This is a genomic window from Methylobacterium tardum, from assembly GCF_023546765.1.
GTDB classification, from domain to species: Bacteria; Pseudomonadota; Alphaproteobacteria; order Rhizobiales; family Beijerinckiaceae; genus Methylobacterium; species Methylobacterium tardum.
Genome location: NZ_CP097484.1, coordinates 5309419 through 5325056, shown reverse-complemented (window position 1 = coordinate 5325056; position 15638 = coordinate 5309419). Strand labels below are relative to the sequence as shown.

The 15638-nt window shown below is 71.3% G+C and carries 13 protein-coding genes and 1 pseudogene; 5 read left to right on the top strand and 9 right to left on the bottom strand.

The genetic code is table 11. The features are described from left to right. Positions 1-208 precede the first annotated feature (208 nt). Positions 209-1660 (top strand): EAL domain-containing protein, encoded by a 1452-nt coding sequence (locus M6G65_RS25405; RefSeq protein ID WP_238196028.1) that lies wholly within the window; start codon positions 209-211, stop codon positions 1658-1660. Positions 1661-1805: 145 nt separating this feature from the next. On the opposite strand, the gene M6G65_RS25400 is transcribed toward M6G65_RS25405, so the two are convergent. After that, on the bottom strand, positions 1806-3092 hold the full coding sequence (locus M6G65_RS25400) for an OprO/OprP family phosphate-selective porin (RefSeq protein ID WP_250103039.1): 1287 nt from the start codon (positions 3090-3092) through the stop codon (positions 1806-1808). A gap of 303 nt (positions 3093-3395) precedes the next feature. Between M6G65_RS25400 and M6G65_RS25395 the strand changes: the two genes are divergently transcribed. After that, positions 3396-3782: a response regulator gene (locus M6G65_RS25395; RefSeq protein ID WP_238196027.1), complete on the top strand. Its 387-nt coding sequence runs from the start codon at positions 3396-3398 to the stop codon at positions 3780-3782. 240 nt (positions 3783-4022) lie between these two features. Here M6G65_RS25395 and panC read toward each other — a convergent pair whose 3' ends face one another. The 4 genes from panC to bla form a co-directional block, all read right to left on the bottom strand. Beyond that, on the bottom strand, positions 4023-4871 hold the full coding sequence (panC, locus tag M6G65_RS25390) for a pantoate--beta-alanine ligase (RefSeq protein ID WP_238195991.1): 849 nt from the start codon (positions 4869-4871) through the stop codon (positions 4023-4025). A 95-nt stretch (positions 4872-4966) separates the two neighbouring features. Continuing rightward, a complete protein-coding gene (locus tag M6G65_RS25385; protein WP_238195990.1) occupies positions 4967-5323 on the bottom strand; it encodes a hypothetical protein in 357 nt (118 codons plus the stop codon). A 68-nt stretch (positions 5324-5391) separates the two neighbouring features. Beyond that, positions 5392-5904: a YbaK/EbsC family protein gene (locus M6G65_RS25380; RefSeq protein WP_238195989.1), complete on the bottom strand. Its 513-nt coding sequence runs from the start codon at positions 5902-5904 to the stop codon at positions 5392-5394. 13 nt (positions 5905-5917) lie between these two features. Beyond that, entirely contained in the window at positions 5918-6799 is an 882-nt protein-coding gene (gene bla, locus M6G65_RS25375) for a class A beta-lactamase (protein ID WP_238195988.1), read from the bottom strand. Positions 6800-6940: 141 nt separating this feature from the next. On the opposite strand from bla, the gene mnmE reads away from it, so the two are divergent. Next, the gene (gene mnmE, locus M6G65_RS25370; protein ID WP_238195987.1) at positions 6941-8254 is read left to right on the top strand and encodes a tRNA uridine-5-carboxymethylaminomethyl(34) synthesis GTPase MnmE; all 1314 of its coding nucleotides are present in this window, start codon (positions 6941-6943) and stop codon (positions 8252-8254) included. A 200-nt stretch (positions 8255-8454) separates the two neighbouring features. On the opposite strand, the gene M6G65_RS25365 is transcribed toward mnmE, so the two are convergent. Beyond that, entirely contained in the window at positions 8455-8934 is a 480-nt protein-coding gene (locus M6G65_RS25365) for a hypothetical protein (protein ID WP_238195986.1), read from the bottom strand. 203 nt (positions 8935-9137) lie between these two features. Further along, on the bottom strand, positions 9138-10760 hold the full coding sequence (locus tag M6G65_RS25360) for an ABC-F family ATP-binding cassette domain-containing protein (protein WP_238195985.1): 1623 nt from the start codon (positions 10758-10760) through the stop codon (positions 9138-9140). A gap of 186 nt (positions 10761-10946) precedes the next feature. On the opposite strand from M6G65_RS25360, the gene M6G65_RS25355 reads away from it, so the two are divergent. Beyond that, the gene (locus M6G65_RS25355; RefSeq protein ID WP_238195984.1) at positions 10947-11207 is read left to right on the top strand and encodes a hypothetical protein; all 261 of its coding nucleotides are present in this window, start codon (positions 10947-10949) and stop codon (positions 11205-11207) included. A gap of 146 nt (positions 11208-11353) precedes the next feature. On the opposite strand, the gene ypfJ is transcribed toward M6G65_RS25355, so the two are convergent. Then, complete coding sequence (gene ypfJ, locus M6G65_RS25350) at positions 11354-12259, bottom strand: KPN_02809 family neutral zinc metallopeptidase (RefSeq protein ID WP_250103038.1); 906 nt, start codon at positions 12257-12259, stop codon at positions 11354-11356. A 143-nt stretch (positions 12260-12402) separates the two neighbouring features. Next, positions 12403-13280, bottom strand: a pseudogene (locus M6G65_RS25345) (uracil-DNA glycosylase). 402 nt (positions 13281-13682) lie between these two features. Between M6G65_RS25345 and M6G65_RS25340 the strand changes: the two are divergent. After that, on the top strand, positions 13683-15356 hold the full coding sequence (locus M6G65_RS25340) for an electron transfer flavoprotein-ubiquinone oxidoreductase (RefSeq protein WP_250103037.1): 1674 nt from the start codon (positions 13683-13685) through the stop codon (positions 15354-15356). The last annotated feature ends 282 nt before the right edge of the window (positions 15357-15638 follow it).

Sequence of the window (15638 nt, the reverse complement as noted above, 5' to 3'; positions counted from 1 at the left end):
GGTCGGCCGTGACGATTCCGCAACGTTCCAGCGGGCGCGGGCGTCACACCACCCGGAATTCACACCTTGCGCGCCGCAGCAGGACGCGCACGGCCTTGCCGCCCCGGCCGCGCGGCGCCAAAGATTCGGCGAGCGGTTCTCGCCCGGCGGGGTTTCGCGCGGGATCTCCCCCAGCGACCGGTGCGTGACCCTGGCGGGTGTTGAGACGATGGTCCCGGTCCTCGGCCGGTACGCGGGGCTGTTGACGGTCGGCCTTCTCGGGCTCGTCGTGTTCGGGCCGCTCGCCGTGTTCCTGCCGCTCTGGAGTGCCCTGACGCTCGGTGTCCTGGCCGCCGGGGTCGCAGGCCTCGCCCTGACCCGCATCGCGGTCCTGAAGGCGCGCTGCGAGAAGCTGTCCGGCGAGGTCGACCTGCTGTCCCGCCGCCTGCTCAAGGTCGAGACCGGCGCCGCCACCGCCGCCGCGCAGCCGCAGCCCGAAGCCGCCGAGGCAGCGCTCCGGGCGCAGATCGAGGAACTCACCGTCGAGTTCGGCCTCCTGAGCGGGATCGTCCGGGACCTCACCGGGGTGGTGACCGCGCAGGATGCCGAGATCGCCCGCCTCAACGCCCGGCCGGTCGCGGCGCCGGATTTGCGGTCCGAAATTCGGGCCGAGATCCGGGCCGAGCTGGCCGCGCCCGCGCCGGAGCCGATCCTCTCATCCCGCCCGCAGGCTGCCGCGCCCGAGGCGCCGCCCGTCGTGGCCACCCGGCCGGTCCTGCCGGCATCGCCCACGATGCGACCGATCCCGCCACTCCCTCTTCCGCCGCGGCCGATCCCGCCCCGGCCGGCCCGGGAGCCCGAGGAGGAGGCCGAGATCATCCGGGCCTTCGAGGGGGAGGGGCTGGAGATCCATCTCCAGCCGGTCGTCACGCTGCCCCAGCGCAAGGTCGTGGCCTACGAGGCGCTGGCCCGGCTGCGGGTCGGCGGTGTGTCGACCGAGCCCGAAACGTTCCTTCCGGTGCTGGAGCGCCACGGGCGCACCACCGAGCTCGACCGCCGCATGCTGCAGCGGGCCGCCATCGTGACCCGTCACCTCGCCCGGCGGGGCAGCGAGACCATGCTGACCTACGGCCTGTCGCCGCTGTCGCTGTTCGAGCCCGGCCTGATGCGCGAACTGGCCCGCATGGCGGCGGACGATCCCGCCCTGGCGGGGCTGGTGATCGGCCTGCCGCAGGCGAGCTGGCGCGGCCTCGATGCCGGTCAGCGGAGCCTGCTGGCGCCCCTGCGCGGCCGGATCGGCTTCAGCCTCGACCGCCCGGACGACCTCCGCTTCGACGCGGCGGAGCTGGCCGCGCTCGGCATCGGCCAGGTCAAGGTTCCGGCGGAGATGCTGCTGCGCCCGGCCTCCGAGCGGGACCGCCTCGCCGACATCGCCGTCGAGGATACCGCGCCGGCCCTCGCGCGCGCCGGCATCCGGCTGGTCGCCACGGAGATCGGCGACGAGGCGGATGTGCCCGACCTGATCGACCTCGACGTGCCGTTCGCGCAGGGCTCGGCCTTCGCGACGCCGCGACCCGTCCGCGCCGAAGTTCTGGCGACGCCCTCCGACGCCCCCGTGCCGCCCCCCGAGCCGGAACCGGAGCGGCGCTCCTTCCGGTCGGTCCTGCGCCGCGCCGTCTGATCCGGTTTCCGAGTGCAGGCGTCGGGTGGGGTGTCCGCATCCGTCATCGCGCGCGCAGCGAAGCGATCCGGGGCAGCAGGATTCCTCCGGAGGTCGCGCGACCCTGGATGGCTTCGCGCCGCCCGCAAGGACGGCCGGCGCGGCCTCACCAGTAGATCTGCAGGCGCCCGATGACCGTGTCGACCGAGAACGGCGCGGTGCCGAGTGTGTCGGACTGCGCCGCGCCGGGCCGTACGCGGCCGTGGATGTAGTTGGCGATGAGGCGGAGATTCGGTTCCGGGTACCAGCTCAGGCCGAGGGTGACATCCCGCTCCAAGCCGCCGCGCAGGCCGCGGTCGCCGAGGTCGATGGCGCTGAAGCGGGCGGCCACCTCGAACACGCCGATCCCGCCCCGCGAGACCCGCTGCCCCTCCGGCACGGCCACACCCTTGAAGGTGGCGTAGGTGGTGCCGCCATTCGGCGTCAGGGCATAGCGGCGGCCCTCCCCGTTCAGCACGAGGGCCGCCTCGATGTAGCCGCCCTGGAAGGCCCGCGCCGGCGGCGATCCGCCGGGTCCCGCGAAGCGCTCGATCTCGGCCCGGATGTACTCGGCCTGGACCAGGAACGGGCCGTTGCGATAGGCGAATTCCGCGCCGAGCCGCGAGACGCGCGCCACGTCGGGCAGGTCGCCGGTATCGGCGAACGGGCGCGCGAACAGCGACGCCTCCGCTTGGGTCGAGAAGCTGAAATCGTCGTCGCTCCGGGATCGGCGGCGATAGATCCCGGCGAGCCCGAAATGCAGGGTCTCGTCATCCGTCAGGATCGGCGCCACGGTCGCCCGCCCCGCGGCCGCGACGCCGTCCCCGCCGATGCCGTTGCTGGCGGCGTTGCCGAACACGCCGGCCACGGCGGTCCAGGCCTGCCCGTGATGCCCGACCGCGAAGCCGAAGCGGCGGTCCGGCACGAAGGCGTTGGCGAGCGAGCGCTCGGTAAACAGCGTGTCGTTGTTGCTCTGCAGCCATTCCAGGCTGAACGGCACCTTCATGTTGCCGAGGGTCAGGATCGTGTCCGGCAGCCCCTTCCAGGCCACGAAGGCATCGTTGATCGGCAGTTGCGGATCGCTGAAATCGTACTGGAAGGCGATCACCCAGTCCTTGCCGATGGTCAGCGTCGGCTCGATCCAGGCGCGGCGCACGGCGACCTTGTCGGGAAAGGCTTCGGGCAGGCCGGGCCGGCTGAAGCCGGCCGTGCCGGCGTCGAGGTGGAGCCGGCCGCCGATATTCAGCGTCACTTCGGGATCGGGAAACGTGAGGGTCAGCCCCTTCTCGTCGTAGCGCAGGCGCTCTCCGTAGGGGCCGGCCATGCCCTCGAACGCGTCGTCCCCGGCGCAGGCGGGGGTCGCGCAGGCGAGGGAGGCGGCCAGGAAGGCCTGGGCGGGGCGCGATCCGATCACGGGGCCAGCAGAGAGCAGGTCGGCCCGGCAGCGCCAACAGCGTGGGATAGCAAACCGTAAAAACGCCGGGGGCGTGACCCGGCTGCCACGATGCAGTTCCCGGGGGCGGCGCTCTGGCGCCGGCCCGCAGCACGGGGACGCTGAAGGCGCGCAGACCGGTGATTGGGCGCCCGTGGCACGATGGATCAACGGTCGATTGCGGACCGATCCGGGCCAGAGCAACCTACGTGATGGAAGCCGACCGCATTTGCGGCACCTTCGCGCGGCCTGCTCCGGACCTGCAGGCCTGGAAGGGTCGTGCCGATGTCTGCCGGGTCACTCTCCCGCCGCCGCGTCCTGGCGGTCGAGGACGAGTACTTCATCGCGGAGGAGCTGGAGGAAGCGCTGCGGAATGCCGGGGCCACCGTGCTCGGGCCGGTCGCGTCTGTCGATGGCGCCCTCGCCCTGCTCCGAACCGAGGCGGCGCCCGAGGCGGCGATCCTCGACGTGAACCTGTGCGGCGAGATGGTCTATCCAGTCGCGGACCTGCTGACGGCGCGCGGCGTGCCGTTCGTGTTCGCCACCGGCTACGATCAGGCCGCCCTGCCCGAACGCTACGCCGCGGTGCGCCGCTTGGAGAAGCCGTTCGAGCCCCCCGCGGTCCTTCGGGAACTCGGGCGCCTGCTCGCGGGCACACCCGCGCCGGCGTAGGGCGGCCCAGGGCAGGGCGAGGGCCGCGGCAACCGGCCTCTTCCCATCCTTCCCCTCATCCTGAGAAGACCGCGAAGCGGGCCTCGAAGGAGGGCTCCAGGAATCGCAAGGGCATCTTGAGCCCTCCTTCGAGGCCTCCGCTGCGCTTCGGCACCTCAGGATGAGGGCGCGGGTGGGATGACGATGTCCTGCCCTCCCGCGACGACCCGCGTCCCGCCGTCGACGGGATCGAAAACGGACCTACACGGCGAGATTGTCGATCAGCCGGGTCCGGCCGAGGAAGGCGGCGGCGAGGACGCGCGCCGGGCCGTCGACCCGCTCCACCGGCGCCAGAGTCCGGGCGTCGCAGACGGCGAGGTACTGAACCCGGAAGCCCGCAACTTCCAGCGCGGCCCGTCCGGCGGCGATCCGGCCGGCCACCGGGGTGCCGTTGCGCGAGGCGGCCGCGATCTCGGTCAGCACGGCGTGGAGTCTCGGCGCGATCGCCCGCTCCTCGGGCGAGAGGTAGCGGTTGCGCGACGACAGCGCGAGGCCGTCCGGCTCCCGCACGGTCGGCACGCCGCGGATCTCCACCGCGAGATCGAGATCGGCCACCGCCTGCTGGATCACCCGGAGCTGCTGGAAATCCTTCTCGCCGAACAAAGCGACGTCCGGCCGGACCTGGTTCAGGAGCTTGGTAACCACGGTGGCGACCCCGGCGAAATGACCCGGCCGGAACGGGCCGCACAGCCCCTCGGACAGAGCCCCGACCTCGATCCGCGTGGCGAAGCCCGGCGGGTACATGGTCGGCACGTCGGGCGTCCAGGCGGCATCGGCCCCCGCCCGACCGAGGAGGGCCAGGTCGGATTCCACGTCCCGCGGATAGCGGGCGAAATCCTCGTTGGGGCCGAACTGCGTCGGGTTGACGAAGATGCTCGCCACGATGCGCTGCCCGAGCTTCCGGGCCTCCGCCACCAGGGCGAGATGGCCCTCGTGCAGGGCGCCCATCGTGGGGATCAGGACGACGCGCTCACCCGCCGCGCGCCACCCCGCCACGCAGCCGCGCAGGGCGGTGAGATCGCTGAAACGCTGCGGGATCGACTCGGGCAAGGGACGGGCTCCGGGGGCGGTGCCGCCGGTCTAGAGCCGTTTCCGATCGCGTTGCAATCGGGAACGGCGCGACGGGGCCTCCGCGCCGCGCCCCGTCAGGGACAATAGGGCAGGAGCGAGCGGCCGAAGGGATCGTCGACGCCCGGCGGCGGCGTAAAGCCGTAATAGCTCGGATGCGACAGGCCGTATTCCGAGCCGACATAGCTCGGATCGTCCGGCGCGTTGGTGGGCACCTTTGCCCGACGGGGCGTGCAGCCCGCCGGCACCGGCCGGCTCCGGACGGCGTAGACCGGCCGGCGATCGATCCCGTCATTGCGCGGGAAGAAGCGCGGGCTGCCGCTCACCCCGGACTCGTAGGCGCCGCGGACCTCGAGATCCGCCGCCGCGCCGGGACCAGCGGGCAGCAGGGCGAGTCCGAGCGCCGCCATCACCCCGCGCCCCACGATCCGCATGCCGGTCCCACCTCTCAGGAAGGCGCTACCGTGCAGGAACAGGGTAAACGCGCCCTTACCCGGCCCGGCTAGGCGAGCGGGACGACCAGGGCGTTCAGCGCCGCGACGAGGTCACCCTCGGTCAGGCGGATCTGGAGGCCGCGGCCGCCGCCGTTGACGTGGATCTCGGCTCCTGCGTCGCCGAGGGAGCCGGCATCGATCGCCGTCGGGAAAGGCCGTTTCTGGCCGAGCGGGCTGATCCCGCCGACATGGTAGCCGGTCAGGCGCTCGGCATCGGCGGGCTTTAGCATCGCGGCGGCCTTGCCCGAGAAGGCGGCAGCGACGCGCTTCATCGCGACTTCCTTGTCGGACGCCACCAGCAGGCAGACGGGGCGTCCATCCACCGCCGCCATCAGGGTCTTCAGCACCCGGCCGGGATCGACGCCCAGCGCCTCCGCGGCCTGGAGGCCGATGCGGGCCGCGTCCGGATCGTAAGCGTAAGTGTGGACACTGTAGCAGTATCCGGCCTTGTCGAGGGCCTGCGTCGCACGTGTGATCTTGGCTGGGGCCTTCGCGGCTGTCTTCGCGGCTGTCTTGGCCATGATGTGTCCGGTCTCACGCACCGGCCGCCCGCGCGGCGACGAGCCGGCCGATCTCCGCGAAGGCCGCCTCGTAGGCCGCCGCGGGGGCTGCCGAGCCGGTGACGTACACGGTCGCGATCACCGGCGCACGCCCTGGCGGCCGCAGGATCGCGACGTCGTTCACCGTGCCGTTGTCGCCGCTGCCGGTCTTGTCGCCCACCGGCCAGTCCGGCGGCAGCCCGGCGCGGAGCCGCTTGAAGCCGGTCTGGCACGCCGCCATCCAGCCCTCCAGCCGCGCGCGCGACGGCGGGGCCAGCACCGACCCGAGCAGGATCCGCGCGAGGGTTTCGCGCATGGCCTCCGGGGTGGTGGTATCGCGCGGATCGTCGGGGATCGCGGTGTTCAGGGTCGGCTCGGTGCGGTCGAGCCGGGTGAGGGGATCGCCGAGGCTCCGCAGCCACGCGGTCAGGCCCTTAGGGCCGCCGAGGCGCGCGAGCAGCAGGTTCGCAGCGGTGTTGTCGCTCCATTCGAGGGCGGCCGCGCAGAGGTCGGAAACCGTGAGGCGGCCACTACCACCGGTTTCCAGAGCCGTCCGGGTCACCGGCGCGTAGCTCAGCAGGTCGTCCGGTCCGTAGGCGACGCTCCGCTCCAGCGTCTCGGACCCGGCATCGACCCGGGCCAGAACCGCCGCGACGGCCAGGACCTTGAAGGTGCTGCACAGAGGGAAGCGCGCATCGGCGCGGTGTCCGATCAAGACGCGCCCGGCCGAGGCTGCGGAGACGCCGAGGCGGCCGCCGAGCCGGCTCTCGATCGCCGCGAGGTCGGTCCCGGTTCCGGCGCGGGCCGGCCGCAGATGCAGGGAAGCGGGCGCGATCAGCAGGCCGCGGCCGATGCTGCGGCGAGTCCAGAGCGTCATGGCGATTCCCGATTCGGCGCGTCCGCTTTCGTCTTGCAGCCGCAGAATGGCGCCAGGATGGTATACGGCCGGACGGTTGTTTCACGTGAAATCCTGTCCCGGCGGCCCGGCGGCCGCGGAGCGTCACGCCTTTCGAAGACCATGACTGACACCGACACGCTCTTCGCTCCCGCCAGCGGCTTCGGCCGCGCCGCGGTTGCGGTACTCCGGATCAGCGGCCCGGCCGCTGGGGATGTCGTCATGGCGCTGGCGGGGACCCTGCCGCCGCCGCGGCGGCTGTCACTCCGGATGCTCCGCGATCCCGCCGACGGGGTCGAGCTCGACCGGGCCCTGGTCGCGTGGTTTCCGGGTCCGGGCACCTATACTGGCGAGGACATGGCCGAGCTGCACCTACACGGTGGGTCGGCGGTGCGGATGGGTGTGCTCGCGGCACTCGCGCGTCTCCCGGGCTGCCGGGCCGCGGGACCGGGGGCCTTCACCCGCCGCGCCGTGCTGAACGGCCGGATGGATCTCGCCGAGGCCGAGGCGGTCGCCGACCTGATCGATGCCGAGACCGAAGGACAGCGCCGCCAGGCGCTGCGCCAACTCGACGGTGCCCTCAGCCGGCAGGTGGCGGCCTGGCGCGCCGAGGCGATCGACTGCCTGGCCGCCGCGGAGGCGGCCCTCGACTTCGCCGACGAGGGCGACGTGGACGATGCCGGCCTCGACGCCGCCCTGTTCGGCCGGGCCGCCGCGCTGCGCGACGCCATCGTGGCGGCCCTGCGCGACGGCCGCAGGGGCGAGCGGCTGCGCGACGGCTTCACGGTGGTCCTGGCCGGTGCTCCCAACGCCGGCAAATCGACACTGCTGAACGCCCTCAGCCGGCGCGAGGTCGCGATCGTCTCGGACGTGCCGGGGACCACCCGGGACGCGATCGAGGTCCGGCTCGACCTCGGCGGCCTGCCGGTCCTGCTGGTCGACACCGCGGGCCTGCGCGACACGGCGGAGCCAGTGGAGGCCGAGGGCATCGCCCGAACCCGCCAGCGGATCGCGGGCGCCGATCTGGTGCTGCTTCTCGTTCCTCCCGACGGGACGCCACCGGACGTCGACACGGGTGAGGTTCCGGCCGTGCCGATCCTGACGAAGGCCGATCTTTTTGCCGGCTCACATCATGCCGGGCTTGCCGTCTCGGCGCGGACCGGCGCCGGTCTTGAGACCCTGCTCGACACCATCCAGACGGCGGCGGAAACCGGGCTCGGCGCCGGCGACGCGCTGATCACCCGAGCGCGTCACCGGGCGGCGCTCGAGGCCTGCGTGGTCCATCTCGACCGGTTGCAGGCCGGCGCCGGCGGCCTGCCGGAACTCGCCGCGGAGGATCTGCGAATGGCGGTCCGAGCGCTCGGCGAAGTCGGAGGCCATGTCGGTGTCGAGGATGTGCTCGACCGATTGTTTGCCGGCTTCTGTATTGGGAAATAAGGTCTGCCGCCTCACGCGTTCGGGGTCCAGGCGCGGCTGTTCCGGATCACCGGCGGTCCCACCTGCCCCCCTCATCCTGAGGTGCCGGAGCGCAGCGAAGGCCACGAAGGAGGGCTTCAGGGATCGCGCAGCGGGCAGGGCTTCTTCGAGGCTCGCTCCGCTCGCGCCTTAGGAGGAGGGCGCGGTTCGAAGAGACGTCCTTAGGTGGGGATCCGCAGCACGCGCGGTCGCCAGATCCCGAGCGCCACGTTCGCGGTGGCCACGGCGAGCAGCACCCAGAGCGTGCCCCGCTCGCCCGGCAGCGAGACCGCCAAGGCGGCGGGATCGAGCGTGCCGGCGAGCGCCTGCGCGCTCTGCTCGGCCTCCCGCTTCATCGGACCCTGCACGTAGACCAGGCCGCCCTCGAACATCAGGACGCCGGTAGCGAGCTTCAGCCACGCCCAGCCGGCATTGAGATAGGCGCGGTTCAGCGCCATCGCGAGCAGGCCCGACATCAGCGTCACGGTCAGGGACGGCAGGAAGATCCAGGTGGCGACCGCGCCCATCGCACCCCGGATCGCCGCGTATCCCGACAGAGCCGCCGGCGCGGGCGCGAGGCTCAGCAGGACGACCAGCGCGGCCATCGCGCCGAGCAATCCGGCCGATCCCATCGTGTGCAGGAATTTCAGGAGGCGTCGCACGGCGTCTCACCCGGGCCGTTTCCGCTCAACCTAGCGCGGGGCATCCCAGCGGAATAGCGGCGCGCCGGTCGCAGGGCTTCCGGCCGAAACCCTCTGCCGTCCTTGCGAGCGGAGCGAAGCAGTCCAGCCGGCACCACGCCGACCGAGGTCGCGCTGCCCTGGGTCGCTTCGCTGCGCTCACGATGACGGAGCTGCGCCGCCCCTCAGCTGCGCAGGCCCGGCGCCTCCTGGCCGGTGCGGGCGACGTACTCGGTGTAGCCGCCGCCATACTGGTGGATGCCGTCCGGGGTCACTTCGAGCACCCGATTCGACAGCGCCGCCAGGAAGTGCCGGTCGTGGGACACGAACAGCATCGTCCCCTCGTAATTGGCGAGCGCCGTGATCAGCATCTCCTTGGTGCCCATATCGAGATGGTTCGTCGGCTCATCGAGCACCAGGAAGTTCGGCGGGTCGTAGAGCATCAGGGCCATCACCAGCCGGGCCTTCTCGCCGCCCGACAGCACGCGGCAGCGCTTCTCGACATCGTCGCCCGAGAATCCGAAGCAGCCGGCGAGCGCCCGGAGCGATCCCTGGCCCGCCTGCGGGAACGCATCCTCCAGGGTCTGGAACACGGTGCGGTCGCCGTCGAGCAGGTCCATGGCGTGCTGGGCGAAGTAGCCGAGCTTGACGCTGCCGCCGACCGTGACCGCGCCGTCGTCGGGCTCGGTGGTGCCGGTGACGAGCTTCAGCAGCGTCGACTTGCCGGCGCCGTTGATGCCCATCACGCACCAGCGCTCCTTGCGCCGCACCGAGAAGTCGAGCCCCTCGTAGATCGTGCGGCTGCCGTAGCGCTTGTGCACGCCTTTCAGCATCACGACGTCGTCGCCCGAGCGCGGCGCCGGCTGGAACTCGAAGGCCACGGATTGCCGCCGCCGGGGCGGCTCGACACGCTCGATCTTGTCGAGCTTCTTCACCCGGCTCTGCACCTGGGCGGCGTGGGACGCCCGGGCCTTGAAGCGCTCGATGAACGCGATTTCTTTCGCGAGCATCGCCTGCTGGCGCTCGAACTGCGCCTGCTGCTGCGCCTCGTTCAGCTTCCGCTGGCCCTCGTAGAAGGCGTAGTCGCCCGAATAGGTGGTGAGCGCGCCGCCATCGATCTCGATGACCTTGGTGACGATGCGGTTCATGAACTCGCGGTCGTGCGAGGTCATCAGCAGGGCGCCGTCATAGGCCTTAAGGAACGATTCGAGCCAGATCAGGCTCTCCAGGTCGAGGTGGTTCGACGGCTCGTCGAGGAGCATCACGTCCGGGCGCATCAGCAGGATGCGGGCGAGCGCCACGCGCATCTTCCAGCCGCCCGAGAGAGCGCCGACATCGCCGTCCATCATCTCCTGGCTGAAGCTGAGGCCGTCGAGCACCTCACGGGCCCGGCCCTCCAGGGCGTAGCCGTCGAGCTCCTCAAACCGGGCCTGGACCTCGCCGTAGCGCTCGATCAATGCATCCATCTCGTCGGCCCGCTCCGGGTCGGCGAGCGCGGCGCCGAGCTCGGCGAGCTCGGCCGCCACCGCACTCACGGGACCGGCCCCATCCATCACCTCGGTGACGACGCTGCGGCCCGACATCTCGCCGACATCCTGGCTGAAATAGCCGATGGTGATGCCCCGGTCGGCGGAGACCTGCCCCTCGTCGGGCTGCTCCTGGCCGATGATCATCCGGAACAGGGTGGTCTTGCCGGCGCCGTTCGGACCGACGAGCCCGACCTTCTCGCCCCGCTGGAGGGCGGCCGAGGCCTCGATGAAGACGAGCTGGCGCCCGTTCTGCTTGGTGATCTTGTCCAGGCGTATCATGGCAGGCGGGCGCTGTCCGGGAGGTCGCTATCCGGGATATCTCCCGGGCGCTTACGGCATCGGCCGACGCGGCGCAAAGGCGGGTTGCCGCAGTGCGGGATAACGCTTGCGTCCGGCGCAGGCCTGGGCGCATCCCGGGACCCAGGATCAGGCTCGGCCGTTGCCCTGGGCAACAAGAGGATCGCGATGCTGTTCGGTTGGTGGATGACGGGCATGGACATGGCCATGCTGGGGCTGGAGGCGCAGGGCGTCATCGCCCAGCGGATGGCGATGCTCGCCCTCGGCGGCCCGGCGGCTCAGGCCGAGGCGCAGCTGATGGTGACCGAGAAGATGCTGGCCGCCGGCGAGGCCGCCCTGATGCTCGCCGCAGGTGCCTCGAACGGCAAGGTGATCCGCAGCTACCGGCGGAAGGTCCAGGCCAATGCGAGGCGGCTGAGCCGGGGGTGAGGGATCAGATCTGACCCCGCGCCGTCATCGCGAGCGCAGCGAAGCGACCCAGGGCAGCGGGACTTCTCAGGACGTCGCGCGTCCGCGGATCGCTTCGCTGCGCGCGCAAGCACGGATACGGGCCGCCTCAAACCGGCGGCCCGACTTCAGTTGTTCGCAGTCCGGAACGTGTCGCAGGCCTTGGTCTGGCCGCTCTTGTAGCCGGCCGAGAACCAGCGCTGGCGCTGGGCCGAGGAGCCGTGGGTGAAGGAATCCGGCACCACGTAGCCCCGCGAGCGCTGCTGCAGGGCGTCGTCGCCGATCTGCGCGGCGGCGTTGAGCGCCTCGCCGATGTCGCCCTGATCGAGCTCGGCGTACTTGTCGTTGGAATTCTTGGCCCAGACGCCAGCGAGGCAGTCGGCCATTAGCTCGATGCGCACCGACAGGGCGTTCGCCTCGGTCTTGCTGGAAGCCTGCTGCTGGCGGGCCTGGACCTTGCCGAGGATGCCGAGCACGTCCTGGACGTGGTGGCCGACCTCGTGGGCGATGACGTACGCGTAGGCGAAATCGCCCTTCACGCCGAACTTCGAGGCCATCTCCTTGAAGAAGCCGGTGTCGAGATAGACCTTTTTGTCCAGCGGGCAGTAGAACGGGCCCATGGCGGCCTGCGCCGAGCCGCAGCCGGAGCGGGTGCCGCCGGTATAGAGCACCAGCGTCGTCGGCGTGTACTGCTTGCCGGTCTGCTGCGGCAGGATCTGGCTCCACACGTCTTCGGTGTTGCCCAGGATCTTCGAGGCGAACCGCCCGCTCTCGTCGGTGGGCGCCTGGCGGCGCCGGGCCTGGGTCTGCGGGTCGGCCGGCTGCTCCTGCTGGGCGCGGCCGCCGCCGATCCGCTCGGCACCGCCGATCAGGATCGCCGGGTTGATGCCGGTGAAGTAGCTGACGATCAGCAGCACCACGATGGTGCCGATGCCGAGCCCGCCGGCACCGCCGCCGGGGAAGCCCATGCCGCCGCCGCCCTCGCCCCGACGATCCTCGACATTGTCGGAGCTGCGTAGATCTTCCCAGCGCATGGTTGGGTCCCGCCATCGATGCCGCGCCGGCTGCCTCGGGCAGCCCACGGCTGTGTGCACGTCGCTTGGCCCGCCCGGTGGCGGACCACCGGCGGGAACGAAGCTCTAATGGTGGGAGGGGAGACCCGGTTCCGCGATCCCGGTCAAGCTTTCCCGTCGAGCAGCGCGCGCAGGGCGCGGAAATCCCGCCACGCCAGGCGCTTCTGCACCGGCTGGCGCAGCAGGAAGGCCGGGTGCAGCGTCGCCAGCACCTTCGCCTCGCGGCTCGGCAATTTGTACGGGAACAGCCGGCCGCGGGTCCGCAGGATCCCGTCCTTGGTGCCGGTCAACGTCTGGGTCGCGGGCGCGCCGAGGCAGACGATGATGTCCGGGTCGACCAGCTCGATCTGGCGCTCCACGAACGGCCGGCACACCGCCACCTCCTGGGGGGTCGGGTTGCGGTTGCCCGGGGGCCGCCAGGGCACGATGTTGCCGATATAGGCGCTCGACCGATCCAGACCGATCGCCTTCATCATCTTGTCGAGGAGCTGGCCCGAGCGGCCCATGAACGGCTTGCCGATCCGGTCCTCGTCGGCGCCGGGCGCCTCGCCGAGAAACATCACCCGCGCCTCCGGATTGCCGTCGGCGAAGACGAGGTTCTTGGCGGTGAAGCGCAGCGGGCAGGCATCGAAATCCGCAAGGATCCGCTCCAGCTCGTCGAGCGTCCTGGCCGGCGCGCCCGGGCGCGGGCGTCGGACGCGGCCTCGTCGGGCTGGGCGCTGGCGGCGCGGCCGAAGGTGCGCGGCGCCGCGGCCGGCGGCGGCGATCCGGGGGGCGGCACGAGCGTGTTGGCGACCGCGCCGGCCGGCGGCTCGGCGGCTCGGGGCGCCGTGCGGCGGGGCGCGCGCAGGGTCGGTGCGGGCGTGTCGGCCTCGCCGAAGCGGTCGTGCGGCTGCTCGTCGAGCGCCGCGTCGGCCCCGGCCTCCACGTGGAAGTCGAGATAGGCGATCAGGTCGGCTTGCGTGTCGGTGGGGCTCGGCATGGACTTCAGAATGTGGGGCGGCCGAGGCCTGTGGACAACTCTTGAAAGCGGCCAGCCGCCAAGGACTTGCGTGACCGAACAGCGCGGTACCGGGAGGCCGATACGGATCGTCCCAACCGCGCCCTCATCCTGAGGTGCCGAAGCGCAGCGGAGGCCTCGAAGGAGAGCCCTCCAGCCGGCCGCGCGATCCCTGGAGCCCTCCTTCGAGACCCGCTCACGCGGGACCCTCAGGATGAGGGCGCAGGTTGGATCACCTCGCTAGTCTGCCGTGCGGCAAAGGGAACTTTGCCATAACCCTGGGCGTCGGCAACTTGCCTTTCTAGCTTGGAATCGCTTGAGACGGCATCAGGAAGGCCGGCCCGGCGACGAACCGGGCGCCGGAACAAGAAAAGGAACGTGAGGATGGCGCTGCCCGAACGCGAGAGCATGGATTTCGACGTGGTCGTGGTCGGCGCCGGACCGGCGGGGCTCGCCACCGCGATCCGCCTGAAGCAGCGCGCCGCCGAGATCGGCGAGGAGATCTCCGTCGTCGTCGCCGAGAAGGGCTCGGAGGTCGGCGCCCATATCCTGTCGGGGGCGGTGATCGACCCGAGCGGCCTCGACCGGCTGCTGCCGGAGTGGCGCACCGATCCGGATCGGCCGCTGAAGACCGAGGTTCAGCGCGACGAGTTCATGCTGCTGACCAAGAACAGCGGCCTCACCGTGCCGAACCTGTTCTTCCCCAAGCTCATGTCGAACCACGGCAACTTCGTCGGCTCGCTGTCGAACGTCTGCAAGTATCTCGGGGCCCAGGCCGAGGCGCTCGGCGTCGAGATCTACCCGGGCTTCCCGGCCTCCGAGGTGCTGTTCGACGCCAACGGCTCCGTGGCGGGCATCGCGACCGGCGACCTCGGCATCGGCCGGTCGGGCGAGCCGCGCGCGGACTACACCCGCGGCATGGAATTGCGCGCCAAGTACACGGTGTTCGGCGAGGGCGCCCGGGGCAACCTGACCAAGGGCCTGATCCAGCGCTTCGAACTCAACCGGCACAGCGACGTGTTCAAGTACGGGCTCGGCGTGAAGGAGCTGTGGCAGCTCGCGCCCGGCAAGTTCGAGCCGGGGCTGGTGCGCCACACCATGGGCTGGCCGCTGCCCAACCGGGCCGGCGGCGGCTCCTGGCTGTACCATTTCGACGACAACCTGCTCTCGGTCGGCTTCGTCACGCACCTGAACTACGAGAACCCGACCCTGTCGCCGTTCGAGGAGTTCCAGCGCTTCAAGACCCACCCGCTGATCGCCGAGACCTTCGAGGGCGCCAAGCGCATCGGCTACGGCGCGCGGGCGATCATGGAGGGCGGCTGGCAATCGGTGCCCAAGTTGGTCTTCCCCGGCGGCTGCCTGGTCGGCTGCTCGGCCGGCTTCGTGAACGTGCCGCGGATCAAGGGCTCGCACAACGCGGTGCTCTCCGGCATGCAGGCGGCCGACGCCATCGCCGATGCCCTGAAGGCGGGCCGCGCCGGCGACGAGCTCACCGCCTACGAGGCCGGCTGGCGCGACAGCCCGATCGGGCAGGACCTGAAGGCGGTGCGCAACGTCAAGCCGCTCTGGTCGCGCTACGGCACGCTGGTCGGCGTCGGCCTCGGCGGGATCGACATGTGGGCGACCAGCATCCTCGGCGCCTCGCCGTTCGGCACGCTCAAGCACGGCAAGCCGGATCACGCCTGCCTCAAGCCGCTCTCGGAGGTGACGCCGATCGTCTACCCGAAGCCCGACGGCAAGCTGACCTTCGACCGGCTGTCCTCGGTCTACCTGTCGAACACCAACCACGAGGAGGACCAGCCGCCCCACCTCAAGGTTCGCGACCTGGAGCTGCAGAAGCGCTCCGAGCACGACGTCTACGGCGGGCCCTCGGGCCGCTACTGCCCGGCGGGCGTCTACGAGTGGGTGGAGGATTCCTCCGCCAGCGACGGGGTGCGCTACCAGATCAACGCGCAGAACTGCGTCCACTGCAAGACGTGCGACATCAAGGATCCGAACCAGAACATCGACTGGGTGACGCCGGAGGGCCCGGGCGGGCCGAACTACCCGAACATGTGAGGGCCGCCCTCGGCCCAGGAGCCGAGGCCCCCCCGTCCTTGCGAGCGCAGCGAAGCAATCCAGGGATGCGCGACGTCCTGGGAAGTCCCGCCGCCCTGGATTGCTTCGCTGCGCTCGCGAGGACGGGAAGGCGGACGACCTGGGCATCCGCCTCCGCGCCATCCTTTCGCCTTGCGGGGCTGGCGGGATGGGTTCAGTGTCCCCAGCGTTTTTTCGGGGACGCCCCGCCATTCTCGCGCCCGGCCCTCTTGCGAGCCGGCGCCCAGGAGCCGCGATCGGTTC